Genomic DNA, 26,529 nt, shown 5'->3' with positions numbered 1-26,529 from the left:
AGCTCTGCCCGTGAAGGAGCGTCGCCCGGTGCGTGCGACCGCAGGGCGGCCGGCAGCCCTCGCAGGAGGGCTACTTGGGCTTTCGGCCACCGCCGCGAGCGTGCGTGCCGGGCTGCGCGACGGGGGGAACCGTGCCGGGCGGGCCGCTGATGCCCTGCGGAGAAGGCTCGTCGAGCAGGATCCGTTCCAGCTCGGCACGGCCCGGCAGGTTCCTGGGGTGGACGGTCTCTCCGCTGCGCACGTAGAGGAAGGTGGCCGTGACCGAGTCGAGCGGCAGCCCGTGGAGCTCCGCCCAGGCGAGGCGGTAGACGGCGAGCTGGAGCGGATCGGCGGTCCGGTTGCGGCTGGTCTTCCAGTCGACGATCTCGTACGTGTCACCTGTGCGGTAGACCGCGTCGATCCGGCCGCGGATCACCCGGCCCGCGAGGCTTATCTGGAAGGGCGTCTCGACGCGGTAGGGGGTACGGCGGGCGTACTCCGTGCGCTCGAATGCCTCCTTGAGCTCCGCGAGGTCGTGCTCGTCGGCGATCTCGGCGTCGCTCCCGTCGCCGCCGGGGAGCTCGTCGGGGCCGAGCATGGGCAGCGGCAGTTCCTCGTAGCGGGACTCCACCCAGGCGTGGAAGCGCGTGCCCCTGCGGGCGGCCGGCTGGGGCGGCCGTGGCATGGGGCGGGCCAGCTCCCGGGCGAAGCCGTCGGGGTCCTCGGCCAGGTGCAGCAGTTGCGTGGCGGAGAGCGAGGCGGGGACGACGACGTCGCGCACGGTGGCGCGGGCACGGCGCAGCTCTCCGGCGAGGGCTTCGAGATCGCGGTCCCACGAGGCGAGGGTGCGGGAGTCCTCGGGGGTGAGGTCCACGGGCTCGCGGGCCGCGGGGATGTGGGGGGCCGGTTCCGGCTTCGGGGTCGGGGGCGGTGCCGGTGCGGTCGTGGGCGGTTCGGTGGCGAGGGTGTCCCAGTCCACGGCCTCGTCCGCGTACGGCTCGCTCTCCCCGTCCGGGTACGGGTCGTCGTAGGGGGCGTCCGCCTCGCCGTACGCACTGTCGGGCTCCGCGTGCACAGCGGCCGGCGGCCGGGCGTCGTACACGTCCGGTACGGGGCCGACGGCGGCCAGTGCTTCCAGGTGGGCCAGCACCGTGTCCCTGGCCGCGCGGCGGCGGGTCATGGCCTCCGCGTCCAGGGGCAGCGGCCACGCCTGGTCGGCGTCCTTCTCCTGGAGGGCGGGGTTCTCCTCGTCCTCGGCCGGTTCGTCGGCCCAGACCTCGATCTCCCCGTATCCGGCGGCGCAGTGCTCGTACAGCGCGTCCAGGAAGTCGGACGGGCCGCGCGTCTTCTTCTGGGACGGCCCCCACCAGTGCCCGGAGCCGAGCAGCAGCGTGCGCGGGCGCGTGAAGGTGACGTACCCGAGGCGGAGCTCCTCGGTGTGCTGATGCTCCTTCATCTCCTCCTTGAACGCCTTCAGTCCCCTGGCGTCCCAGGAGTGGACGACCGGAAGCGTGGCCGTGTCACCACGCAGGGCGTGCGGCAGGACCTTGGACTGGGAGGTCCAGGAGTCCCGGGTCTGGCTGCTCGGAAACTGGCCGGTGACCAGCCCGGGCACCGCGACGACATCCCATTCGAGGCCCTTGGACTTGTGCGCGGTGAGGACCTTGACGGTGTTCTCGCCGCCCGGCAGCGCGTTGTCGAGGCCCTTCTCGTACTGCACGGCCGTGCGCAGGTAGCCGAGGAAGGCGAGGAGGGTGGCCTCACCGTCGACCGAGGCGAAGCCTGCCGCTATGTCCAGGAAGTTGCCCAGGGTCTCCCGGCGGCGTGCGGCCAGGGCCTGCGGTGACGCGGAGAGCTCGACCTCGAGACCGGTGGTGGCGAGGACGCGGTGCAGCACGTCCATGAGCGGGTCGGCCAGCGAGCGGCGCAGGTCGCGCAGTTCGGCGGCGAGCCGGGCGAAGCGGATGCGGGCCTCGGCGGAGAACGGCAGTCCGTCGTCCTGGGCGCCGCCCGCCTCCAGGAAGGTGTCGAGCGCGTCCGCGAGGGAGATCACCTCGGCCGGGTCGACGCCCTCGACGGCTTCGGCGAGCCGGCGGTCGGGGTCGACGTCCTCGTCGTCCTGGGAGGCGTGGTGCACGAGGAGACGCGCCCGGCGGCCGAGGAGGGCGAGGTCGCGGGGGCCGATCCGCCAGCGCGGTCCGGTGAGCAGCCGGACCAGGGAGGCGTTGGCCCCGGGGTCCTGAAGAACCTCGCAGACGGCGACGAGGTCGGCAACCTCGGGGAGGTGCAGCAGTCCGGAGAGGCCGACGACCTCGACCGGGATGTCGCGGTCGACCAGTGCGGCCTGGATCTCGGCGAAGTCACCGGCGGTGCGGCACAGGACGGCGATCTCGCCGGGCGCCCTCCCCGTCGCCACGAGATGGGCGATCGAGTCGGCGAGCCACGCGATCTCCTCGGTGTGCGTGCGGAGCAGGGCGCAGCGGACGGTGCCGTCGTGCTCGGCGCCGGGGGCGGGACGCAGTGCCTCGACGCCTTCGTGCATGGCGCGCAGCGGGTCGGCGAGGCCGTTGGCCAGGTGGAGGAGACGGCCGCCGCTGCGCCGGTTCTCGCTGAGCGAGTAGCGGGTGGCGGGGGTGCCGTCGGCATGCGGGAAGTGGACGGGGAAGTCGTCGAGGTTCGCCACGGAGGCGCCCCGCCAGCCGTAGATCGCCTGGCACGGGTCGCCCACGGCGGTCACGGCGTGGCCCGCCGCTCCCTCCTGGTGGCCGCCGAACAGTGCGGAGAGCAGCAGCCGCTGGGCGACGGACGTGTCCTGGTACTCGTCGAGCAGGACGACCCGGAACTCGTCGCGCAGGAGGGCGCCGACCTCGGGCCGGGTGAGCGCCAGCTCGGCGGAGAGCGCGATCTGGTCCCCGAAGTCGAGGAGGTCACGGCTGCGTTTGGCCGCCCGGTAGCGCAGGGTCAGGCCGAGCAGCTCGCGCCGGGCCCCGGCGGCTTCGGGGAGCTTGCGGAGCTCGGCGTTGGTGAGCTTGGCCGTTTCGAGCGTGCGCAGCAGTTCGGTGTCGTACTCCGCGAGCTGCTCGGGGCGTACGAGATGTTCGGCGAGCTCCGCGTCGAGCGCCAGCAGATCGCTGACCAGCGTGGGGAACGACCGGGTCAGGGCCGGATAGGGACCGGGCGCCTCGCGCAGCACCCGGGCCGCGAGCTGGTAGCGGGTGGCGTCGGCGAGGAGGCGCGTGGTGGGTTCGAGGCCGATGCGCAGCCCGTGCTCGGTGAGCAGGCGGCCTGCGAACGCGTGGTACGTCGAGATGCTCGGTTCGCCGGGAGGGTTGTCCGGGTCGATGGCGTCCGGGTCGGTGACCCCGGCGGCCACCAGGGCCTTGCGGACCCGCTCGGCGAGCTCGCCCGCCGCCTTGTTCGTGAAGGTGAGCCCCAGGACCTGCTCGGGCGCCACCTGGCCGGTGCCGACCAGCCACACCACGCGCGCCGCCATCACCGTGGTCTTCCCGGACCCGGCTCCGGCCACGATCACCTGCGGGGCGGGCGGCGCGGTGATGCAGGCCGTCTGCTCCGGGGTGAACGGAATCCCGAGAAGCTCCTTGAGCTCCTCGGGATCGCTGATACGTGAGGACACTCCAGAGAGGCTAACCGGACCCACTGACAACGTGCGGCGAGCGCCCTCGGCCACCCGGTCCCGTACCCCCTGGCCGCTCAGTCCAGGACCTGGCGGCCCTCGGGCTGCGCGCTGCACGAGGCGCGGAAGGTGCAGTGCGTGCAGTGCTGGCCGGTCGAGGGCGTGAACCGTTCGTCCAGGACCCGTCCCGCCGCCGTCGCCAGCAGGTCGGAGACCCACTCCCCCGACAGGGGTTCCTGGGCCTGCACCCGGGGAAGGGCGTCGCCGCCCTCCTTCTTGGGGGCCGGCTGACGCAGCTGTACGAGTTCGGCGCCGCCGGATTCCGGCCGGTGCCCGTCGAAGACCTCGTCGAGGGCGCCTTCCCGCACGGCCAGCTGGTACACGGCGAGCTGCGGGTGGGCGGCCACCTCGTCCCTGGTCGGTGCCGCCTTCCCGGTCTTGAAGTCGACGACGTAGGCCCGGCCGTCGGCATCCTGTTCGACGCGGTCCATGGAGCCCCGGATGCGTACCGCGTACTCCCCCGCTTCGAGCGTCACGTCGAAATCGTGCTCGCTGGCGGCGGGGGTGCGGCCGGTGCGGTCCATGACGTGCCAGCGCAGGAAGCGTTCGAGTGCGGCGCGTGCGTGGTCCTTCTCCTGCTGCGACTTCCAGGGCGCGTCGAAGGCCAGCCCGTTCCACACGGAGTCCAGGCGCTCCATCAGGACGGCCAGATCGGCGGGGGTCCGGCCGGAGGCGACCTCGTCGGCGAGTACGTGGACGACGTTCCCGAAGCCCTGGGCGGCGGTCGCCGGGGCGTCCGCCTTCACCTCACGGCCCAGGAACCACTGGAGCGCGCAGGTGTTGGCCAGTTGGTCGAGTGCGCTGCCGGACAGGGCGACGGGGTGGTCCCGGTCGCGCAGCGGGACGGCGGAGCGGGTCGGCTCGTCGAGGCCCCACCAGCGGTACGGGTGAGCCGCCGGGACGAGCGGCTGGCCCTCCTCGTCGGTCAGCGCGGCCAGGCGGGCGAGCCGGTGGGCCGCGGCCTCGCGCAGGGTGCCGGAGGCCGCGGGGTCGACGGTGGTGGCGCGGAGCTCGGCGACCAGCGCGGCGACGGCCAGGGGGCGGCGCGGGCGACCGGTGACGTCCTTGGGCTCGGCACCGAGCTCGCTGAGGAACCGGGACGGCTGGTCGCCGTCGTCGGCCGGGGCCTTGACCGCCGTGACGACGAGGCGGTCCCGGGCACGGGTCGCCGCGACGTAGAAGAGCCTGCGTTCCTCGGCGAGGAGCGCTCCCGGGGTCAGGGGTTCGGCGAGGCCGTCGCGGCCGATCCGGTCCGCTTCGAGGAGCGATCCACGGCGGCGCAGGTCGGGCCAGAGGCCCTCCTGCACTCCGGCGACGACGACGAAGCGCCACTCCAGGCCCTTGGAACGGTGCGCCGTCATGAGGCGTACGGCGTCGGGGCGCACCACACGTCTGGAGAGGGTGTCCGCGGCGATGTCCTGGGCGTCGATCTCCTCCAGGAAGTTGAGTGCGCCGCGCCCGCCGGTGCGCTCCTCGGCGCGGGCTGCGGTGTCGAAGAGTGCGCAGACGGCGTCGAGGTCCCGGTCGGCGTTGCGGCCCGCGGAACCGCCGCGCAGGGCGGACCGTTCGAGCCGGCCGGGCCACGGGGTGCCGTCCCACAGCACCCAGAGGGCCTCCTCGGCGGTGCCGCCGCCTTCGAGGAGTTCACGCGCCTTGCGCAGGAGGGCGCCGAGGCGCTGGGCGCCACGGGCGTACGCGGGGTCGTGCGCGACCAGGCGTTCGGGCTCGGCGAGCGCCCGGGCCAGCAGCTCGCCGGAGGGCGGCGGTACGCGGTTACCTCCGGCGCGCTCCTCGTCGCGCAGAGCGCGGCCGAGACGGCGCAGGTCGGCGGCGTCCATGGAGCCGAGGGGCGAGGTGAGGAGGGTGAGGGCGGTCTCGGTGTCGAGCCAGGTCAGCGGACCGGCGGTCCCCGTGACGGCATCGTGCCCGGGCTCCCCCGGCTCCCCGGCTCGGCCGGATTCCGTCTCGTCGGACGGGTCGTCGGCGGGCGCCTCGTCCGCCGGAGCCTCGGGCACGGGCTGGTTCAGGGCGGCCGTGGCGACGGTACGGAGCGCTGTCAGAAGCGGTGCGACCGCGGGTTCGTGGCGCAGCGGAAGATCGTCGCCGTCCACTTCCAGGGGCACTCCGGCGGAGGTGAGGGCACGGCGCACGGAGGGGATCGAGCGGCCTCCGGCGCGTACCAGCACCGCCATCTCGTTCCACGGCACACCGTCCTCCAGGTGCGCGCGTCGCAGCAGGTCGGCGATGTTGTCGAGCTCCGCCGACGCGGTCGGGTAGGTGTACGTCTCGACCCGGCCGCCCTCCCGGGCCGCGGTGAGCTCACGGTGGGCGCGCACCTTGTCGGAGGGCAGCCGGGTGAGCGGCATCCGGCGGGTGAGCAGCCGGGTGGCATCGAGCAGTGCGGCCCCGGAGCGGCGCGACGTGGTGAGGACGGCGACGGGCGCGGGCGCTCCGTCGGCGCGCGGGAAGGCGTCCGGGAAGTCGAGGATGCCGTTCACGTCGGCGCCCCGGAACGTGTAGATCGACTGGTCCGGGTCGCCGAACGCGACCAGGGTCCGGCCACCGCCGGCGCCCGGGAGGCGCCCCCGGTTCCCGGCCAGCGCGCGCAGCAGCCGTACCTGCGAGGGGTCCGTGTCCTGGTACTCGTCGACGAACACCGCGTCGTACTGCTGCGCCAGCAGGGCCGACACCTCGGGGCGTTCCGCGAGGAGCACGGCCCGGTGGACCAGCTCCGCGTAGTCCAGGACCCCCTGCGCGTCCAGGACGTCCAGGTATTCGGCGAGGAACTGCGCGGCGGCGCTCCAGTCGGGGCGGCCCGTGCGCCGTGCGAAGGCGGCGAGGGCGTCCGGGCCGAGGCCCAGCTCCCGGCTCCGCGCCAGCACGGCCCGCACCTCGTCGGCGAAGCCACGCGTGGTCAGACAGGCGCGCAGTTCGTCGGGCCAGCGCACATGGGCGAGGCCCTGCCGCTCCAGGTCGACCTGGCCCGCGAGCAGCTCACGGACGGTCACGTCCTGCTCCGGGCCGGAGAGCAGACGCAGCGGGTCGGCGAACAGATCGGCGTCCTGGTGGGCGCGGACCAGTGCGTAACAGTAGGAGTGGAACGTGGTGGCCTGCGGTCCCCGGGCGGCGCCGAGACGGGCCGCCATCCGGTCGCGGAGCTCCACCGCGGCCTTGCGGCTGAAGGTGAGGACGAGGATGCGCGCCGGATCGGTCCCCGCGGACACCTTGGCCGCGACAGCCTCGACGAGGGTCGTGGTCTTGCCCGTACCGGGTCCCGCGAGGACCAGGAGCGGCCCTCCGTCGTGGTCAACCACGGCGCGCTGCGCTGCGTCCAGGAGAGGGGAGCCCACGGAGCCCGGCGGGGTGCGCACCAGTCGGTACGCACCCGGGGTCCCCCGCCTGGCCTGGCGGTGCGGACTGTGCCGGGTGGAAGAGGAGGAGCTCACGTGGGTCGCCGGTCCTGGTGGGTGTACTGGTGTGCGGGTGCTTCGGATGTGGATGCCTGTTGTACGGACGCCCGCTGTGCGCGTGCTCCGCACGCGGAGGACGAAAGGGCGGAACGTGCCGCGCGTGAACGACGCTACGCCAGCCGCGGCTCAGGACGCAGCGAGTCCGTTGCGTCCCTTCTCACGTGTCCGGCCGGTCCGGTCCGCGCCGAGCGCCCCGGACCCGACGCGCGCCCGTTGGGGGCCCGGCGCCACCCGGCGAACGGACGGATGGCCGAAGCTGTCAGATGTGAGCTTCCTCGCCCCCGCCGCCCTGGGCCGTGCCCGTGGCGCCGTCCCACCGCGCACGCTTCATGTCGAGGCGCGGAAGGTGACCCTCCGCACTGCGCGGCGCCTCGCGCAGGGGGGTGCTCTCCTCGCGGTAGTGGTCCAGGGCCCGCAGCTCGTGGCCGGGAAGCAGGGCCCCGTCGGCCCGCACCACGCGCCACCAGGGCACCGCGGATCCGTACAGCGCCATCACCCGGCCGACCTGCCGCGGGCCGCCCTCACCGAGCCATTCCGCGACGTCCCCGTACGTCATGACGCGGCCGGGCGGGATCAGGTCGGCGACGTCCAGGACCCGCTCCGCGTACTCCGGCAGGGCCGGGGTCGTCGGCTCGGCGCCGCCTCCGCTCGTCCGGTTCTCGCTCATCCGGCACATCCTGCCGTACGCCACCGACAGTGCGTCCCCGGCCGAGCGGCTTCGGTGACACAGCATGCGCGTACGGGCAAAGGGGCGTATCTTGCGCTTCGCGCGCCCGTGCGATGCACCCTGATGCCCCCCTCTGTCCGCAGGCCGTGCCACCATCATGCGGGCGGTGACCGGTGATACGAGAACACGAAGACCAATCAGAGGCGACGAAGGAGCAGGGCGTGCAGCCACCGAAGGCGGCGGACGCCTCTGATGCCGAGTCCCGCCCGGACTCCCTGGACGCTCCGGACTCCCCGGACTCCCCGGACTCCCCGGACTCCCCGGACTCCCTGGACGCTCCGGGCCACGAACCCGACGACCTCGCCGGGTCGACCCTCTCGACCGCGAACGAGGAGCTGACCGACCGCGTCTCCGGGGACGAACCGCTGCTGCCCGCCCGGGTGCACCGCCCCGCGGACCTCATGCGGCTCCTCATCGGGATCCTCGCGATCGTCGTGGTGTTCTCCATCGCCGCGTTCGCCCAGGGGACCACCACCGGCCTCGAGGACGACATCACCAAGGGGACGGACCAGGCCCCCGACCTGCTGATCAAGATCGCGGGGCTGGTCTCCAGCATCGCGGTGCTGCTCGTGCCGGTCGCCTTCGCCATCGAGCGCCTCGTCAAACGTGACGGGCTCCGGATCGCGGACGGCGTGCTCGCCGCCGTGCTGGCCCACGGCGTCACCCTGGCCACCGACCTCTGGGTGGCCCGCTCGGCCCCCGACTCCATCCAGGACGCCCTGACCCAGCCCCAGCCGGGGGACGCGCTCACCGATCCGGTGCACGGCTACCTCGCTCCCGTCATCGCCTATATGACGGCGGTCGGGATGGCGCGAAGACCACGCTGGCGGGTCGTGCTGTGGGTGGTGCTGCTCCTGGACGCCTTCGCGATGCTGGTGGGCGGCTACACCACACCGCTCTCCATCATCCTCACCGTGCTCATCGGCTGGACCGTGGCGTACGGAACGGTGTACGCGGTGGGCTCGCCCAACGTCCGCCCGACCGGCCAGCACCTGATGGCCGGCCTGCGCCACGTCGGATTCCGCCCGGTCGCGGCGATGCGCGCCGACGACGCCCCCGACAACCCCGACCACAACGACCGCGGACGCCGGTATCTCGTCACCCTGGAGGACGGGCCACCTCTCGACGTGACCGTCGTCGACCGCGAACAGCAGGCCCAGGGATTCTTCTACCGGGCCTGGCGCAGGCTCACCCTGCGCGGAATCACCCAGCGCCGCTCCATCCAGTCGCTGCGTCAGGCGCTGGAGCAGGAGGCACTCCTCGCGTACGCGGCGATCGCCGCCGGGGCCAACGCGCCCAAGCTGATCGCCACCTCGGAGCTCGGTCCCGACGCGGTGATGCTCGTGTACGAGCACATCGGTGGGCGCTCACTGGACGCGATGACGGACGAGGAGATCACCGACGACCTGGTGCGGGGCGCCTGGCGGCAGGTGCAGGCCCTCCAGTCGCGGCGCATCGCCCACCGCAGGCTCACGGGCGACGCGATTCTGGTGGATCGTTCCGGCAAGGCGTTCGTCACCGATCTGCGGGGCGGCGAGATCGCGGCCGGCGACCTGGTCCTGCGGATGGACGTCGCCCAGCTGCTCACCACCACCGGCCTGCGGGTGGGCGCGGAGAGGGCCGTGGCCGGCGCGCTCGCCGTGCTCGGCCCGGATGCCGTCGCCGACGCGCTGCCGCTGCTCCAGCCGATCGCCCTCAGCCGTTCGACCCGGGCGACGCTGCGCAGGATCGCCCGGGAGCGCTCGCAGCGCGAGCGCGAGGCCGTACTGGAGGCTTCGCAGGCGGCCAAGCACGCCAAGGAACCCGAGGCCGAACCGGCGGGCGGCGGCGACCGCAAGTCCGCGCGGAAGTCCTTGCGCACCGAGAAGCAGGCGGAGAAGCGGGCGATCGACGACGCGCTCGACGAGGCACGCGAGGAGGACCTCCTCGCGCAGATCCGCCGTCAGGTGCTGCTGATCCGCCCGCAGGCGCCGGTCGAGCCAGTGCGGCTGGAGCGCATCAAGCCGCGCACACTGTTCAGCTTCATCGCCGGTTCGATCGCCGCGTACTTCCTGATCTCGCAGGTCACCGAGGCCGACTTCGGCACCGTCGTCGAGCAGGCCGAGTGGGGCTGGGTGGCCGCCGCGCTGGGCTTCTCGGCCCTCAGCTACATCGCCGCCGCGATGAGCCTGCTCGGCTTCGTGCCGGAGCGGGTGCCGTTCGGCAAGACCCTGCTGGCGCAGGTCGCGGGATCGTTCGTGAAGATCGTCGCCCCGGCCGCGGTCGGCGGGGTGGCGCTGAACACGCGCTTCCTGCAACGCGCGGGAGTGCGCCCCGGACTCGCCGTCGCGAGTGTCGGTGCCTCCCAGCTCTTCGGTCTCGGCTGCCACATCCTGCTGCTGGCCCTGTTCGGCTATCTGACGGGTACGGAGAGGACCCCGGACTCGCTCACGCCGTCCCGGACGGTGATCGCCGGGCTGCTGACGGTCGCGGTGCTGGTGCTGGTGGTGACCGCGATCCCGTTCCTGCGGAAGTTCGTGGTGACCCGGGTGCGCTCGCTGTTCGCCGGCGTCGTCCCGCGCATGCTCGACGTGGTGCAGCGCCCGCAGAAGCTGGTCACCGGCATCGGCGGCATGCTGCTGCTGACCGGCCTCTTCGTGCTCTGTCTGGACGCGTCGATCCGGGCCTTCAGCGGTCCCGACGTGCCCCAGCTCAGCTACGCGAGCATCGCGGTGGTCTTCCTCGCGGGCAACGCGCTGGGCTCGGCGGCGCCGACCCCCGGCGGCATGGGAGCGGTCGAGGGTGCGCTGACGCTGGGCCTGATCGCGGTGGGCCTGCCCAAGGAGGTCGCGGCTCCTGCCGTCCTGCTGTATCGCGTGATGACGCTGTGGCTGCCGGTGCTTCCCGGCTGGATCTGCTTCAACCAGCTGACGCGCAAGGGCGAGCTCTGAGACGGACGGTGCGGGGCGGCACCGGCCGCCACCACCCGCTTGGACCGCGCCCCGCGCGCTCCCCCGCGCCCCGCAGCACGATGGGCTCATGAGGACTTCCCCTGCCCTTCGTGCCGCCGCCCTCGCCGCCACCGCCACCGTGCTGCTGCCCCTGGCCGCCTGCTCGGACGGTGGGGACGGCGACGGCTCGGAGCGTTCGAAGCCCTCTCCGGCGTCGACGGCCTCCCCCGCGTCGACCGCGGCGGAGGTGTCTTCCCAGAAGCTCGACTGGAAACCCTGTCCGGCCCCGAACGAGGCCCAGGGCGGCGGCGACTCCCCGTCCCCGCTGCCCGGCGGCGTGACCTGGGAATGCTCGTTCATGGACGCCCCGCTGGACTACGCGAAACCGGACGGAAGGACGATCGAGCTGGCGCTCGTCCGGGGCAGGGCCAGGAACCAGGACAGGCGGATCGGCTCCCTCATCTTCAACTTCGGCGGCCCGGGGGCCTCCGGCGTCGCCACCCTGCCGTCCTTCGGCACGGAGTACGAGAAGCTCCGCACCCGCTACGACCTGGTGAGCTTCGACCCGCGCGGGGTCGGCCGCAGCGAGGGCGTCGAGTGCGCGGACGACGCCCAGCTCGACGAGCTCTACGCACAGGACGCCACCCCGGACGACGCGGCGGAGGAGAAGACGTTCGTCGAAGGCCACGAGGCGTACATCGAGGAATGCGAGACGAACTCGGGCCCCGAACTCCCCTACGTCGGTACGACGAACGCCGCCCGCGACATGGACCTGCTGCGCCAGGTGCTCGGCGACGACAAGTTGTACTACTTCGGCATCTCGTACGGCACCGAGCTGGGCGGGGTCTACGCCCACCTGTTCCCCAAGAAGGTCGGCAGGGCGGTCCTGGACGCGGTGGTCGATCCGACCGAGAGCTCCGAGCAGTCCTCGCTCGGCCAGGCCGAGGGCTTCCAGCTCGCCCTGGACAACTTCACGGCGGACTGCGCGGAGCGCGACGACTGCAAGCTGCCCGGCGCCACCGGGAAGGAGGTCGAGGCGTGGATCTCCGACTTCCTCGACCAGCTGGACAAGGAACCCATCGAGGGGCTCGGCGACCGGCAGCTGACGCAGACCCAGGCCACCACCGGCATCGCGTCCTCCCTCTACTCCCAGGAGACCTGGCCGCTCCTCGAACAGGGCCTCGACGAGGCGGACGGTGGCAACGGCGGACTGCTCCTGGCCCTGGCCGACTCGCTGAACGGGCGTTCCGAGGACGGCCGTTACGACAACTCCAACGCCGCCAACGCCGCGATCAACTGCGCCGACTCCAAGGAGCGGTTCACTCTGGAGCAGACCAGGGCGGCCCTCCCCGCCTTCCGCAAGGCGTCCCCCGTCTTCGGTGACTATCTGGGCTGGGGGCTGATGGGCTGCACCGGCTGGCCGGTCGCGGGCGCCTGGGACACCCCGGACGTCAGCGCTCCCGGATCGGCCCCGATCCTCGTCATCGGCAACACCGGAGACCCGGCGACGCCGTACGAGGGCGCGAAGGCGATGGCCGCCGAGCTGGGCAAGGGCGTGGGGATCGAGCTCACGTACAAGGGCGAGGGCCACGGCGCGTACAACAGCGGCAACGCCTGTGTGCAAAAGGCGGTAGACGGCTATCTGCTGAACGGCACGGTCCCGGCCTCGGGCACCGTCTGCGGCTGAGCGGCCGACGGGCTGTCGGTGGCGGCGATTAGCATGGCCGCACATCTGTACCGCCCGCCGCGCGTTCCCTCGCGTCCGGGCATCGGGGAGGGAACGCGTCATGCGCGAACACGGACGGATCCGGCGGGCCGTCGCCCTGGCCGGAGCGGCCCTGCTGGTGACGGGGGTCCTCGCGGGATGCGACTCCGCCGCGGAACCGGAGGCTTCGGATCCGACCACGGGCCGGCCCACCCCGTCGGCCACCGGCAAGGGTGCGCAGGGCTCGCCGGGACTGCCCGCCGCGCTCACCTCCCAACACCCGGACTGGAAGCGCTGCAAGGCCCCCGAGGGCGGCACCGACCCCGGCTCGGACTGGAAGTGCGCCACCGTCGACGTACCGCTGGACTACGCGAAACCGTCGGGCGGGACGATCGGGATCGCACTGATCCGCAAGGAGGCCCGGGACGGGGACAAGCGCCTCGGTTCGATGCTCTTCAACTTCGGCGGACCCGGCGGTTCGGGTGTCGACATCCTGCCCCGCGCCGCCCCCTCGTACGAGAAGCTCAACTCCCGTTACGACCTGGTGGGTTTTGATCCCCGCGGGGTCGCCGGGAGCTCCGGGGTCAGGTGCCGCACCGACAGGGAGCAGGACACCACCAACCGTACGGTCGACATGACACCGGACACCCCGGCGGAGGAAGCCGCCTTCGTCAACGACGGCGCGGCCTTCGGCGCGGGCTGCGAGCGCCGCTCCGCCGCACTGCTCCCGCACGTCGGTACGTCGAACGCGGCCCGCGACATGGACCTGATCCGCCAGGTCCTGGGCGACGCCAAGCTCTCCTACTTCGGCATCTCGTACGGCACGGAGCTCGGTGCGACCTACGCCCATCTGTTCCCCGCGAACGTGGGGCGGACCGTCCTGGACGCGGTCGTCGACCCGACGGCGGACGGGGTGGGTCACGCCCGGAACCAGACGAAGGGATTCCAGCGGGCGCTGGAGAACTACCTGAAGAGCCGTGGCCAGGCCCCGGAGGCGGGCACGCAGCGGATCGCCCGGCTGCTCCAGAGGATCGACGGCAGCCCGCTGCCCACCGATTCGGGCCGCAGGCTCAACGAGTCCCTGGCCATCATCGGCATCGTGACGCCGCTCTACTCCGAGAGCAGCTGGCCCTCGTTGACCGCCGCGCTGGACGAGGCGGAGACGAAGGGCACGGGGAACGGGCTCCTCGACCTCGCCGACGCGTACAACGGCCGTGACGAGAACGGGCGTTACGACACCCAGAGCCACTCGCAGCGCGCCATCTCCTGTGCCGACACCACGTCCCGCCCGACGGTCGACGAGGCCAGGGCGCTGCTGCCCGAATTCCGGAAGCTCTCCCCGGTCTTCGGGCCGTTCCTGGCCTGGGACACGGCCGGCTGGTGTGCGCAGTGGCCGGTCGACGGGGAGCACGACACTCCCGAGGCGAGCGCACCGGGCGCGGGCCCGATCCTCGTCATAGGCACAACCGGCGACCCGGCGACCCCGTACGAGGGCGCGCAGAAGATGGCGGACGAGCTGGGCGAGGGCGTCGGCATCATGATCACCAACAAGGGTGAGGGGCACGGCGCGTACGGCGAGAGCACGTGCGTGACGTCCACGGTCGACGACTACTTCCTGGACGGCGAGGTCCCGGCGGACGGCAAGGTCTGCTCGTAGCGGCGACTCCGACGGGAAGGGGCCGGCCCGCAGACGCGCGGACCGGCCCCTTCTTCGTACGTCGGGTCTAGTAGACCGGCTTCTCGGGCTCGATCTGGTGGACCCAGCCGATCACGCCGCCGCCCACGTGCACCGCGTCGGCGAAGCCCGCCGACTTGAGGACCGCGAGGACCTCGGCGCTGCGGACACCGGTCTTGCAGTGCAGGACGATGCGCCTGTCCTGCGGGAGGTCCTGGAGGGCGTTGCCCATGAGGAACTCGTTCTTCGGGATCAGCCTGGCACCCGGGATCGAGACGATCTCGTACTCGTTCGGCTCGCGAACGTCGATGATCTCGATCTTCTCGTCCCCGTCGATCCACTCCTTGAGCTGCTTGGGAGTGATCGTGGAGCCGAGCGCCGCCTCCTGGGCCTCCTCGGACACGACGCCGCAGAAGGCTTCGTAGTCGATGAGCTCGGTGACGGTCGGGTTCTCGCCGCAGACCGCGCAGTTCGGGTCCTTGCGGACCTTCACCTGGCGGTACTGCATCTCCAGCGCGTCGTAGATCATCAGTCGGCCGACGAGCGGGTCACCGATACCGGCGAGCAGCTTGATGGCCTCGTTGACCTGGATGGAGCCGATGGACGCGCAGAGCACGCCCAGGACACCGCCCTCGGCGCAGGACGGGACCATGCCGGGGGGCGGCGGCTCCGGGTAGAGGCAGCGGTAGCAGGGACCGTGCTCGGACCAGAAGACGGACGCCTGGCCGTCGAAGCGGTAGATCGAGCCCCAGACGTACGGCTTGTTCAGCAGGACGGCCGCGTCGTTGACGAGATAGCGGGTGGCGAAGTTGTCCGTGCCGTCCACGATCAGGTCGTACTGGGCGAAGATGTCCATCACGTTGTCGGCTTCGAGCCGCTCTTCGTGGAGGACGACCTCGACGTACGGGTTGATGCCCAGCACCGAGTCCTTGGCGGACTGGGCCTTGGACCGGCCGATGTCGGCCTGGCTGTGAATGATCTGGCGCTGCAGGTTCGACTCGTCGACCTCGTCGAACTCCACGATGCCGAGCGTGCCGACACCGGCCGCGGCCAGGTACATCAGCGCCGGCGAGCCGAGGCCGCCGGCGCCCACACACAGGACCTTCGCGTTCTTCAGCCGCTTCTGTCCGTCCATCCCGACATCCGGGATGATCAGGTGGCGGGAGTACCTGCGGACCTCGTCGACGGTGAGCTCAGCAGCTGGCTCGACCAAGGGTGGCAGCGACACAGGAACCTCAACAATGCAGGTGGTCGGTTTCTACGTACTTCGGCTACGTACGGTTGTTCTTGCCGTAACACTGCCACGCCCCCTCTCATTCCGAGATACCAGGTCCGATCCGCGAGACAATTTCGTCCCAGTAACTGGGCAGCGCCGTGAATGGATCGATTTGTCCCCCTTCTTGGGTCCGGGTCGTCCGGTCCGTGAAGAAGATCGTCCCCGCGCCCTGCCAGCGGGCGATGCGCATGGCCTCGTCCAGGTGGGTGCGCGGGACGCCGTGCACGAAGTGCGCGAAACGGCCGGGCGGGTAGGCGGCGGTCCACTCCGCCACCTGCGACCAGCGGTAGTCGGTCCACGCGCCCCGGAAGGTGACGAGCTGGTCGGCCGCCTCGGCATAGCCCGGGTACGGATGGGTGTCGTGCCCCAGGACGAGCCGGCCGCCGCCGTCCGCGTTGTCGCTGTCCGCGAGGAGCGAGGAGAGCGCGGCGACGAGCCGCCTGACGGCGGGGAGATCGGCGCGCTCGGCGGGGCACCGGTCGAGGTAGAAGCCGCCGACCCGGTACCAGGCCAGGAAGGACCGGGCGTCGGCGACGATCTCGTCGAAGGGCCGGTTCCCCCCGGCCAGATCGAGGTGGCCGAGCAGCCTGCCTCCCGCGGCCCGGACGGTGTCGTCCGGCGCCTCGCCGCGCAGGGCGCGCTCCCTCGCGTTGCGCAGCCGGCCCGCGGCCTCCAGACAGTGCGGGTCGGGACGGCCGCCGGGCCCGTTGTCGATATTGAGGACCGCCCAGTGCAGCGGTGTGCCCGGGCGGGTCAGTTCGGCCCATTCGACGGGGGCGAGCAGCGGATGCGCATAGCCGGGGACGCCGAATCCGAGCTGTTCGCCGCCACTGGTCCGCCGGGCCGTACCGGTGGTGGTCAGATGCGGCATGCCGCCTCCATCCAGATGTCCGCGAGGGACTCCTCCAGATTGATCCGGGGGCGCCAGCCGAGCCGGTCGCGGGCGGTGCGGACATCGGCCTGCTGCCAGGCGCCGCAGCCGTCCGGGTAGGGGGACGGGGTCGCCGAGAGGTGTTCGACGACCGTCTCGACGGAGGCGCGGGGTGCGCCGATCGGGAGCCTGGCCGGGGGTGCGTCCAGTTCGTGGAGCGCGCCCGCGTAACCGGCGACCCGGGCGAGGACGGCGGCGGCGTCGCGGAGCCGGACGGCCCGGCCCGTACCGATGTTGACGACTCCCTGCGCGGCGGAGAGCGAGGCGGCGTGCACGGCGCGCGCCACGTCGCGCACATCGACGAAGTCGCGCTGCACGCCCAGTCCGCTGAGCTTGAGTTCGCCGTCGCCCGACTGCATGGCCCGGCGCATCGCCTCGGCGAGTCGGCCGAGCGGGGATCCGGCGGGGGTGCCGGGCCCGACGGGCGAGAAGACCCGCAGCACGACCGCGTCGAGGTCGGACCCGAGGACCAGTTCGGTGGCGGCGAGCTTGCTGACCCCGTACGGGCCGCCGGGGCGGGGGACGGCGTCCTCGGCGGTCGAGGAGCCGGGCTGGGAGGGCCCGTACTCGGCGGAGCAGCCGACCTGGACGAGCCGGGCACCGCAGCCGCTCCGGCGCAGCGCCTCGCAGACGGTGGCGACGGCGACGGTGTTGTGACGCGTCAGGTCGCGTGCGCCGCCGCGGGTGGCGCCCGCGCAGTTGACGACGACTCCGGGGTGGACGGCGTCGAGGAAGCGGGTGAGCGCCCCCGGACTGCCGCCCGCGAGGTCGAACCGTACGTCGGCGTCGTCGCCCCGGCCGAGGGCCGTGAGGTGCACGGCCGGGTCGGCGAGCAGGCGGTCGGCGACGAAACGGCCGAGGAATCCGTTGGCTCCGAGCAGCAGCACCCTCATCGCGCGCCCCCTGAGTGCCGACGGCGGGCTGCCGGTGCGGGGGATTGGGGGGTCATATCCGGTTTCTCCTTGGGGCTTTTGTCGATATGTGCGGTGTGAGATGGACCCGCGGCGTCGGCTCCGCGGAGGTGAAGCGGTGGATCGGTGTCACTTCGTCTCCGCTCGCGCCGTGGCGTGAGCGGAGGCCCTGGAGAGGGCGACTGCGGCGTGGATCAACAGCCCGAGGGCCGCCGCGCCGCAGGCGAGGGTCGGTACGGCTGCGGTGCCGGCCGCCGCGACGACGGCGTCGACGGGCCGGGCGAGGGAGTCGAGGCCGGGCAGGCGCCCGGCCAGGACCAGGGCGGGGGCCGCCACTTCGACGGCGCAGGCGGCGGCGAGGCCGGTGGTGGCGGGCTCGGGGAAGCCGTGGACGGTCAGCAGACGGGCCAGGAAGAGGAGGAGCCCGAGGGCGGTCGCCGCCACGGGCACGCCACCTCCCCCGTACGCGAGACCGGCGAGGGAGAGCAGGAGGAGGAGCGCGCAGAGGAAGAGCACGACGACGCCGAGGAGCACGGGGCGCACCCCTGCGCCGAACTCCTCCAGCGCGCGGCTGCCCGCGAGTTTGCGGTGCGCGTGTACGGAGAAGAGGTGCGCGCACCAGGCGGCGGGGGCGACGGCGAGCGCGAGGCCGAGCAGGGGGGCGGGGTCACCGGCCCAACCGCCGTCCGGGCCACCGGTCATGACCTGGGTGAGCAGTCCCTCGCCGTACATGGCGTAGCCGAGGAGCCAGCAGCCGTACACCGTTGCCGCCCCGACGGGGCGGCTCTCGGCGCGCAGGGGCCCGCGGCTCAGACAGAGCCGCAGACCGAGAAGGACGAGGAGCACGCCGGCGCCCGTCACCACGGACCTGACGCCCCCGTCGAGCACCCCTTCGGTGGCCCGGAGCGCGCCCACGGTCGCGAGGCAGGCGGCGCCGGGCAGCAGCGCGAGCAGCGTCCACCCCGCACGCGCCTCCGTGTCGCGCCCCGCGCGCGGCGGCGGCGGCGCGTCGCGCTCGCGCACGACACCCGGCACCCGGGCGTACAGCTCCTCGGCGAGCGAGAAGACGTCACGGTGGCGATAGCGGGCGGCGGTGCGGTCGGTGAGTCCGTGGGCCTCCAGTCCTGCGGCGATCTCCAACGGGTCGACGGCCCTCTCGCAGAGCTCGCGGTGCCGGTGCATGAGCGACTTCACGGGGTCGGCGGGACCGCGCCGCGCGACGGGCTTGCGCGCGGTGGTCCCGGGGGCGACCTCGGGCGCCCGGAGGAGGGGGACCGGGGCGGGGGCGGGAGAGGGAGCCGAGTGGTCCCCCTCCGTCGTGGCCTCGCGGTCTTCGGAGGCCGCGGCTCCATCGGCTCCGGGCGGTCCGGCGCCGTCCGGTCCGTTTCCGCTCTCGTCCGCGTCCGCGTCCTCGTCCGCGTCCCCGTCCCCGCCCTCGTCCCCGTCCCCGCCCTCGCCCGCGTCACCGGCGGCCGACGCCCCACCGGCCACGTCGAGCGGCGCGTCGGCGCCGGGGGACGAGTCCGGCTCCGGTGACGGGTCCTCAGCCGATTCCAGGTGCGCGGCAGGACCGGCGTCCGGTGTCGGGGTGGCGTCCAGGAGGCCCCACGGCGGTGCGGAGATCTCCGTGAGGTCCGAAACCGGGGTCGCAAGGACCAGGGCTTCGGAGCGGGAGTCCCAGCCTCCGTCGGCGCGTGGCGCGACGGGTGCGTCCAGGGCTTCGGTCGTGCGTCGGCCCATCGGGGTTCCTCCGTGGTCATGGCCGGTCTTGTGATCACCCATCGCCGTCCCCCGCCCCGGCCGCGGCAGCGCACACGTCCTCGGGCCCGGCGGCCCAGCTCGGCCGCCGCACGGCGCCCGTGCCGGCCGGCACGGCGGCGGGGGCCGGCTGGGCCGTCCAGTGGCCGAGCAGATGGGCCTCGGCCGGAGTGGCGAAGGGACGCGGCTCGCCATCGGCGTCCACCGCGTCGGCTTCCCGCCACGCCGGGGAGCGCGAGATCAGCTCCAGGTAAATGCCGCGAAATGCCGCAAGGTTCTGTTCGACGGTGAAGAGTTCGAGCGCCCTGGCGCGCGCCGCCGCACCGAGGCGTGCGCGGCGCTCGGGGTCGCACAGCAGCGCGATGCAGGCATCGGCGAGCGCCCGCGGATTGCGCGGCGGCACCACGAGCCCGGTGCCCCCGATGACCTCGACGACGGCGCCCACGTCCGTGGAGACGGTGGCCCGGCCGCAGAACATCGCCTCGACGAGGCTGATGGGGAAGCCTTCGACGACGCTGGACAGGACGATGACGCCGCCCGCCGCGTACGCCTCCGAGAGGTCGGGGACCTCGGGGCCGCCGATCTCCTCGAAGGAGACCGGGTTGTCGCCCACGGCGTGGGCGCCGGTGGCCTCGTCGGGGAAGAGCTGGGCGGCGAGGGCCCGGCAGGTCGCGAGGTACGCGTCCCCCTCGCCCCCCTGCACCGGTGCGCCGAAGATCCGCAGCCGCGCGTCCGGTTCGGCCCTGCGCACCTCGGCGAAGGCGTGCAGCAGGGCGATCAGGTCCTTGGCAGGTTCGATCCGGCCCACCCACACCAGCGTGTCCGGACCGCTGCCGTCCTCGCTCTCCCCCACACCCCGGAAGCGCTCCGCCGCCATGCCCGGGTAGACCGTCCGCAGCTTGGCGCGGTCGGCGCCGCACCGCTCCTGCCAGCGGCGCACATGGGTGTTGCCCGGGGTGATGACCGCGGCCTGGCGGTAGACCTCGGCGGCGAGCTGTCCGTGGAAGTTGGCGAGCAGGGTGCGTACCGGAGCCGTGAACGGCTCGCCGGGCGTGGCGAGGTAGTGGGACCGCAGGTGCACGCCGTGCTCCGTGACCAGCAGCGGCACTCCGAAGAAGCGTTTGGCCAGAAGCCCGGGCAGGGCTGCCGCACCCCCCGACGCCGCATGGCAGAGGTCGACGGCGCCGAGGCTCTCCTCGTCGTACCAGTCGAGGGAGAGGGGGCGCAGCACCCGCTCCAGCTCAGCGGCGAAGGTGAGGAGATCGGGCACGGTGGCGGACTGGACGGTGCGCCCGGTGCCCCGTGCGCGGCACGCCGATTCCAGGATGCGCACGGTGGTCTCGGAACGCAGGGCGGTGTGCAGTCCGCCGCGCTCCCTGGCCAGTTCGGCCAGCCCGTAGAGGGCCTCCGTGAAGCGGGCTCCCGCCGCGCTGCCGGCTCCCGAGTCCGCCGCGGCGCCCGTCCCGCTGTCGTCGGCGGCGCAGACGGTGGCGGCGAGCGCCGTCAGATGCGCCGTGAAGCGCCGGCGTTCGCGGCGCCCGTAGGAGCGTCCGTCACCGGTCACGATCCTGGCCAGCAGCCCTCTCGGACCGCTGCCGCGCAGGGCGTCGTCGTCGGAGGTCCACAAGGGGGCCGTCCGCACCCGGCTGATCTGGGACGGCAGTCTCACCCAGCCCTGTTCCTCCTGGTGGGCGGAGCGGCTGAGCGCGTAGAGGTCGAACTCGTGCTGAGGAAGACCGCGCACCAGCCGGTCGCACCAGAGTCTGGACTCACCGGTCGCATACGGATAACCACCGTCGGTGAGGAGTCCGATCCGCACGAGCACACCCCCGATCTCCCTTGTGGACGGCCGCCGTTGGAACGGCGACTCGCAGCGGGACGACCGTAAGCGGATACGCCGGTGGCGCGACGGACGGTTGTCCGTCGCGCCACCGAAAGGGGTGAACCGTCGTAACTTTCCCGCTCCGGTCGCGTTCCGTCGCGATAAGGAGCGGGATCGTCACACACGGTCAGGCTGCGGCCAGCTCCTTACGCGTCGTCCGGCGCGCCGCGGCGAGCAGCGGGTCGAGCGCCGGCACGGCCGCGAGGAGCTGCCGGGTGTACGGGTCCCGGGGATTGCCGTACACCTCGTCGGCCGGCCCCTGCTCCACGATCCGGCCCTGCCGCATCACCGCGACCCGGTCGCTGACCTGCCGTACGACCGCGAGGTCGTGGGCGATGAAGACGAGTCCGATGCCCAGCTCGCGCTGGAGCTCGGCGAGGAGGGCGACGACCTGCGCCTGGGTCGTGACGTCCAGCGCGGAGACCGGCTCGTCGCAGACGATGAGCTTCGGCTCGGCGGCCAGGGCGCGGGCGATCCCGACGCGCTGGCGCTGTCCCCCGCTGAACTCGTGCGGATAGCGTTCGTACCGGTCGGGGTCGAGCCCGACCCGCTCCAGGAGCTCGCCCACGCGGGCACGGATACGGGTCTCGTCCCTCTCCCCCGCCGCACGCAGCGGGTCGGCCACGGACTCGCCGACCGAACGCCGCGGATTGAGCGAGGACACCGGGTCCTGGAAGACCATCTGGAGGTCCCGCCGGTACGGGAGCAGCGCCTTGTCCGAGAGCGAGCCGATCTCCGTACCCGCGTAACGGAGCCGGCCCTCGCACGGGTCCAGCAGCCGCACGAGCATCCGCCCGAGCGTCGTCTTGCCGCTGCCGCTCTCGCCGACGATGCCGAGGGTCTCGCCGGCGTGGACGGTCAGCGAGACCCCGTCCACGGCGGTGATCCGGCCGCGTCCCCGGCCGAACTCGCGCCGCAGGTCCACGGCTTCGAGCAGCGGTGCCGCGTCGGCGGTCGCCCGGGGGCGCGGGACGGGGGCCACCCGGACCGCGTCCACCCGGGGCACGGCGGCGAGCAGTTCCCGGGTGTACGGCTCCCGGGGCGCGCCCAGCACCTCGGCGACCGGGCCGCGTTCGACCTCGCGTCCGGCCCGCATGACCAGCACCTCGTCGACGCTCTCCGCCGCGACCCCCACGTCGTGGGTGACCAGCAGCAGGCCCATGCCCGTCTCGTGGCGCAGGGTGTGCAGGAGGTCCAGGATCTGGGCCTGCACGGTGACGTCCAGGGCGGTGGTCGGTTCGTCGGCGATCAGCAGCCGCGGTTCGCAGGCCAGGGCCATCGCGATCAGGGCGCGCTGCCGCATCCCGCCGGAGAACTCGTGCGGCCGGGAGTCCGCCCGCCGGGCCGCGTCCGGGATGCCGACCCGGTCCAGGACCTCCACGGCCCGGGCCCTGGCCGCCCGCCGCGAGGCGGAGTTGTGCACCCGGTACACCTCGGCGATCTGGTCGCCGACCGCGTAGTACGGGTCGAGCGAGGACAGCGGGTCCTGGAAGACCATGGCGGCCTTCGCTCCCCGCAGGGCGCGCAGTTCACGGTCGTCCGCGGCGCCCACGTCCGTACCCGCGACACGGACGGTTCCGGAGACCCGGGCCCCCGTACCGCGGTGCAGGCCGAGCAGGGCGTACGCCGAGGCGCTCTTGCCTGAGCCGGATTCGCCCACGACGCCGAGTGCGCCGCCGGCTTCCAGGGTGAACGAGAGGCCGTCCACGGCACGGACGCCGCCGAAGTCGACGGTGAGGCCCTCGACCTCCACCAGGGGCTGCGCTCCGGCCTCCACCCGGGACTCCGTCCGGGGCTTCGTCAGGGGCTTTGTCATGACAGGACCACCCGTCGGTCGGCCAGCGCGTACAGCAGGTCCGCGACGGCATTGGCGAGCACCACGAAGAAGCCGGTCACCAGCACCATGCCGACGACCACGGGCAGGTCGACGACCTTGACGGCGTGGACCAGTTCGCGCCCGATGCCCGGGATCCCGAAGAGCGACTCGGTGAGCACCGCGCCGCCGAACATGCTGCCGATGTCGAGCGCGCCGAGCGCGATCACGGGTGCGACCGCCCCGCGCAGCGCGTGCCGGCCGATGAGGGCGCGTTCGCCGACACCGTAGGCACGGAAGGTGCGCACGTGGTCGTCGGCGAGCGTCTCCAACATGGCGCTCCTGGTCAGCCGGGCGTACTTGGCGGACTCGATGAGGGCCAGCGACACCCAGGGCAGCAGCAGTCCCCAGGCCCACTGTTCGGGGTTCTCGGTGAAGGGCACGTACGTCGGCGACGGCAGCCACTGGAGGGTGGAGCAGAAGACGATGATGAGCAGCAGCCCGATCACGAAGACGGGGGTGGCGGTGCCCGCGAGGGTCAGCCAGGTCAGCACCCGTTCGGTGATCCGGCCCCGCCGCCACACGGAGAGCACTCCGGTTCCGACACCGAGCAGGACGTAGCCGACGAAGGCGCCGACGACGAGGGATCCGGTGACGGGCAGTTTGGCCAGGATCAGTTCGGTGACCTGCTGGTCGCTCTGGTACGAGACCCCGAGGCAGGGCGCGGAGCAGTGCTCGATGCCGGTGCCGGTGGAGAAGTCGCGTCCGGCGACGATGCCCTGGAGGAAGTGTCCGTACTGCACGTACACCGGGTCGTTCAGTCGCAGTTGCTCGGTGACCTGGGCGACCTGGGCGGGTGAGCAGCGCGGGCCGCAGGCGATCTGGGCGACGTCGCCCGGGGCCACGTAGAAGATCGCGTACAGGATGACGGTGAGCGCGAGGAGCACGAAGAGGGCTCCCCCGAGCCTGCGCAGTGCGAAGCCGGTCATGAGGACTGTTCCTTCTTCCGTCCTGTGCCGATCCGCAGCCGCGAGGCGGCCCGCGGGTCGAGTGCCGTGCGGACGCCCTCGCCGAGAACGGTCAGCGCGAGCACGGTGACGAAGAGCAGCCCGGTGGGGAGCAGCAGATAGGTGGGGGCCGCCCGGTACCAGGTGTCGGCCTCGGTGAGCATCTGGCCCCAGGACGGGGTGGGCGGTTTGATGCCGACGCCGAGGAAGGACAGGGCCGCCTCGACGACGATGTTGGTGGGGAACAGCAGCGCCGCGTACGTGATGACGGGTGCGGCGAGCGAGGGCAGCAGCTCCCGCCGGGCGATGCTCCACTTGCCGCGTCCGCCGAGCCGGGCCGCCGAGACGAAGTCGAGGGATTTCAGGGCGAGTGCCTGGGACCGCACGATCTTCGACGTACCGGCCCAGTTGATCCCGCCGATGACGAGGGCGATCAGGACGGGGCGGGGGAAGGACTGCGGGACCACCGCGAGGAGCGCCAGCGCGATCACCATGAGCGGCAGGGCGACGTTGATGTCGGTGATCCGGCTGAGTACCTGGTCCACCCAGCGGCTGCCGAGGGCCGCGGCGAGACCGACGAGGAGTCCGATGGCGACCTGGAGCACGGTCGCGACGACGGCGACACCGAGTGAGACGCGCGCTCCGTAGACGACGCGGGCGAAGAGGTCGCGGCCGGTCTGCGGTTCGACACCGAGCCAGTGGTCCGTGCTGATGCCTCCGAAGGGGCCGATCGGCACGCCGCCTGCCGCGGAGTCGACGAGGTCGGGGTGGTACGTGTTGGGGTCCTGGCCCGCCAGCGCGGCGAGGAGCGGCGCGGCGAGTGCGACCAGGACGAGCAGGAGGACCACGACCGCCGCGGCGGTGGCCGCGCGCTGTGCGCGCAGCCGCCGCCAGAACAGCCGGGCCCCCGAGGCGGGGACGGCGACCGGCGCCGCTCCCGCCTCCTGGGCCAGAAGTGCCTGGGACATGGTTACTTGACCGAGACCTGGGAGATGTCGAGGACGCCGGTCCAGTCGCTGATGACGACGTTGCTGATGTCCTGGCCGTAGAGCCGCTTGTACACCGGGTGGAAGAGCGGCACGGTCAGTGCCTGCTCACCGATCTTCTTGTCGAGCGCGCCCCAGCGCTGGGCGGCGGCGCTCAGGTCGGTCAGCTTGTTGATCTCGTCGATCTCCTTGTTGACCGCGGGGTCGTCCAGGAAGCCGGTGTTGAAGTTGGCGCCGTCCTTCACGATCTGCCGGCCGTCGAAGATCGGCGCGAGGAACGGACCGCCGGAGGGCCAGTCGGCACCCCAGTGGGCGAGGAAGAAGCCCGGCTCCTTGTCGGCGCTGTGGATGGTGTCGGAGTAGTCGTTGCTCTCCAGGCCCTTGAGCTGGACCGTGATGCCGGCCTTCTTGAGCGCGGCCTGGAGCGCGGTGGCGATCTCCGGGCTGGTCTCGAAGTCCTTGTCGTTGGAGTGGGTGAGGGTGACGGTCAGGCCCTTGGGGTGACCGGCCTCCTTCAGCAGCTCCCTGGCCTTGGCCGCGTTACCGGTCTTACCGGCCGGGAAGTGGTCGTAGGGCGTGTAGCCGAAGGACTTCTGGTTCGGCAGATAGGTGGTGGCGGCCTCGGCGAGCGAGGAGCCGCCGGCCGCGTTGACCACCGAGGAGCGGTCGACCGCGTACGCGATCGCCTGACGCACCTTCGGGTCGTCGAACGGCTTCACCTTCGGGTTGAACGCGATGTAGTTCGTGTAACCGAAGTGACCCGTGCCGACGCGGGAGGCGAGTGCCTTGTCGTCGGTGACCTGGGCGAGTTCGGCCGGCCCCAGGTTGGTGTCGGTGGTGACGGCCGCGGCGTCGGCGCCCTGCGACGCGGAGAGCCGCTGGTTGATGACCGCGGAGTCGAGCCCGGAGCGCACGTCGACCCGGTCCGGGTACGCCTTGCGCTCCTCGTCGGTCGCCGCCGACCAGTGCGGGTTGCGCTCCAGGACGAGCCGCTCGCCGTCGTTCTCGTTCGTGACGACCTTGTACGGCCCCGACGAGACCGGGTGCTCCTCGTACTTCGTGCCCGTGTCCTTGGCCTGCGGCACGGGGGTGGTCTGGGTCTGGGTGGCCAGGTAGGGGAATTCGCCCTCGGGCTTGTTGAGGCGGAAGACGATGGTCTTCGCGTCCGGCACCTCGATGGAGTCGAGGCCCTTCTTGTCCTTGTACGGCCCCTGGTAGTCGGCCCCGCCGATCAGCCAGTCGCGCAGGTACGGGGCGCCGCCGGAGAGCTCGGCGGCGAACGAGCGCTCGATGCCGTACTTGATGTCCGCGCTGGTGATCGCGGTGCCGTCCTCGTACTTCAGCCCGTCCTTGAGCGTGTACGTCCAGACGGTGGCGTTCTCGCTGGGCGTGCCCAGGTCGGTCGCGAGGTCGGGCACGACCTTCGCACCCTCGGCGCCGTCCTCCCGGTTGCGGGTGGTGAGCGTACGGAAGACGAGGGAGGGGACGTTGCCACCGCCGGAGGTATAGAGCCGCGCGGGGTCGAAGTCCTCCTGGGGGTTGCTGTTGAGGACGGTGAGGGTGCCGCCCTTCTTCGGCTTGCCCGCGGCTCCGGAGTCGCCGTCGCTCCCCTTGCTGTCCTGGGGCCCGGCGCAGGCGGCGGCGCCCACAGCCAGGACGAGACCGACGGCTGCCGCTGCCACGCGGCGCGATATGACGGACGTTTGACGCATCGGAAGATGACCTCTCGGTGTACTGCTGGCAGGAATTGCGGAATAGGTCCGTGCGCAGGCGACAGCGAGAAGA

The 26,529-nt window shown here is 72.5% G+C and carries 15 protein-coding genes; 3 read left to right on the top strand and 12 right to left on the bottom strand.

All coding sequences use genetic code 11. The annotated features are described in order from the left end of the window. Positions 1–70: 70 nt before the first annotated feature. From OG230_RS23625 to OG230_RS23615, 3 genes are all read right to left on the bottom strand, one after another. On the bottom strand, positions 71–3,613 hold the full coding sequence (locus tag OG230_RS23625; RefSeq protein WP_328905722.1) for an ATP-dependent DNA helicase: 3,543 nt from the start codon (positions 3,611–3,613) through the stop codon (positions 71–73). Positions 3,614–3,690: 77 nt separating this feature from the next. Beyond that, positions 3,691–7,119: an ATP-dependent helicase gene (locus OG230_RS23620; RefSeq protein ID WP_328905721.1), complete on the bottom strand. Its 3,429-nt coding sequence runs from the start codon at positions 7,117–7,119 to the stop codon at positions 3,691–3,693. 283 nt (positions 7,120–7,402) lie between these two features. Then, positions 7,403–7,810, bottom strand: a complete 408-nt coding sequence (locus OG230_RS23615) for an MGMT family protein (protein WP_328905720.1) — start codon at positions 7,808–7,810, stop codon at positions 7,403–7,405. A 221-nt stretch (positions 7,811–8,031) separates the two neighbouring features. Here OG230_RS23615 and OG230_RS23610 point away from each other — a divergent pair, with 221 nt between their 5' ends. From OG230_RS23610 to OG230_RS23600, 3 genes are all read left to right on the top strand, one after another. Continuing rightward, entirely contained in the window at positions 8,032–10,800 is a 2,769-nt protein-coding gene (locus tag OG230_RS23610) for a lysylphosphatidylglycerol synthase transmembrane domain-containing protein (RefSeq protein ID WP_328905719.1), read from the top strand. 88 nt (positions 10,801–10,888) lie between these two features. After that, on the top strand, positions 10,889–12,487 hold the full coding sequence (locus OG230_RS23605) for an alpha/beta hydrolase (protein WP_328905718.1): 1,599 nt from the start codon (positions 10,889–10,891) through the stop codon (positions 12,485–12,487). Between the two features lie 100 nt (positions 12,488–12,587). Next, a complete protein-coding gene (locus OG230_RS23600) occupies positions 12,588–14,162 on the top strand; it encodes an alpha/beta hydrolase (RefSeq protein ID WP_328905717.1) in 1,575 nt (524 codons plus the stop codon). 67 nt (positions 14,163–14,229) lie between these two features. On the opposite strand, the gene moeZ is transcribed toward OG230_RS23600, so the two are convergent. From moeZ to OG230_RS23555, 9 genes are all read right to left on the bottom strand, one after another. Continuing rightward, entirely contained in the window at positions 14,230–15,408 is a 1,179-nt protein-coding gene (gene moeZ, locus OG230_RS23595; protein WP_328905716.1) for an adenylyltransferase/sulfurtransferase MoeZ, read from the bottom strand. Between the two features lie 85 nt (positions 15,409–15,493). Continuing rightward, positions 15,494–16,327 carry a spherulation-specific family 4 protein gene (locus OG230_RS23590; RefSeq protein ID WP_328905715.1) on the bottom strand — a complete coding sequence of 278 codons (834 nt, stop codon included), beginning with the start codon at positions 16,325–16,327 and terminating at the stop codon, positions 15,494–15,496. Continuing rightward, a complete protein-coding gene (locus tag OG230_RS23585) occupies positions 16,315–17,280 on the bottom strand; it encodes an NAD-dependent epimerase/dehydratase family protein (RefSeq protein ID WP_328905714.1) in 966 nt (321 codons plus the stop codon). The genes OG230_RS23590 and OG230_RS23585 overlap by 13 nt, the downstream gene beginning before the upstream one ends. 147 nt (positions 17,281–17,427) lie before the next feature. Next, a complete protein-coding gene (locus OG230_RS23580; protein ID WP_328911504.1) occupies positions 17,428–18,480 on the bottom strand; it encodes a hypothetical protein in 1,053 nt (350 codons plus the stop codon). Between the two features lie 592 nt (positions 18,481–19,072). After that, positions 19,073–20,875, bottom strand: a complete 1,803-nt coding sequence (locus OG230_RS23575; RefSeq protein ID WP_328911503.1) for a DUF3492 domain-containing protein — start codon at positions 20,873–20,875, stop codon at positions 19,073–19,075. A gap of 190 nt (positions 20,876–21,065) precedes the next feature. After that, positions 21,066–22,754 carry an ABC transporter ATP-binding protein gene (locus OG230_RS23570; protein ID WP_328905713.1) on the bottom strand — a complete coding sequence of 563 codons (1,689 nt, stop codon included), beginning with the start codon at positions 22,752–22,754 and terminating at the stop codon, positions 21,066–21,068. Next, positions 22,751–23,740 (bottom strand): ABC transporter permease, encoded by a 990-nt coding sequence (locus OG230_RS23565; RefSeq protein ID WP_328905712.1) that lies wholly within the window; start codon positions 23,738–23,740, stop codon positions 22,751–22,753. Before OG230_RS23565 ends, OG230_RS23570 begins: the two co-directional genes overlap by 4 nt. Further along, complete coding sequence (locus OG230_RS23560; RefSeq protein ID WP_328905711.1) at positions 23,737–24,726, bottom strand: ABC transporter permease; 990 nt, start codon at positions 24,724–24,726, stop codon at positions 23,737–23,739. Before OG230_RS23560 ends, OG230_RS23565 begins: the two co-directional genes overlap by 4 nt. 2 nt (positions 24,727–24,728) lie before the next feature. Further along, entirely contained in the window at positions 24,729–26,456 is a 1,728-nt protein-coding gene (locus OG230_RS23555; RefSeq protein ID WP_328905710.1) for an ABC transporter substrate-binding protein, read from the bottom strand. Between the last annotated feature and the right edge of the window lie 73 nt (positions 26,457–26,529).

It is taken from the genome of Streptomyces sp. NBC_00234 (genome assembly GCF_036195325.1).
GTDB lineage: Bacteria > Actinomycetota > Actinomycetes > Streptomycetales > Streptomycetaceae > Streptomyces.
This window is presented reverse-complemented; position numbering and strand designations above follow the sequence as displayed.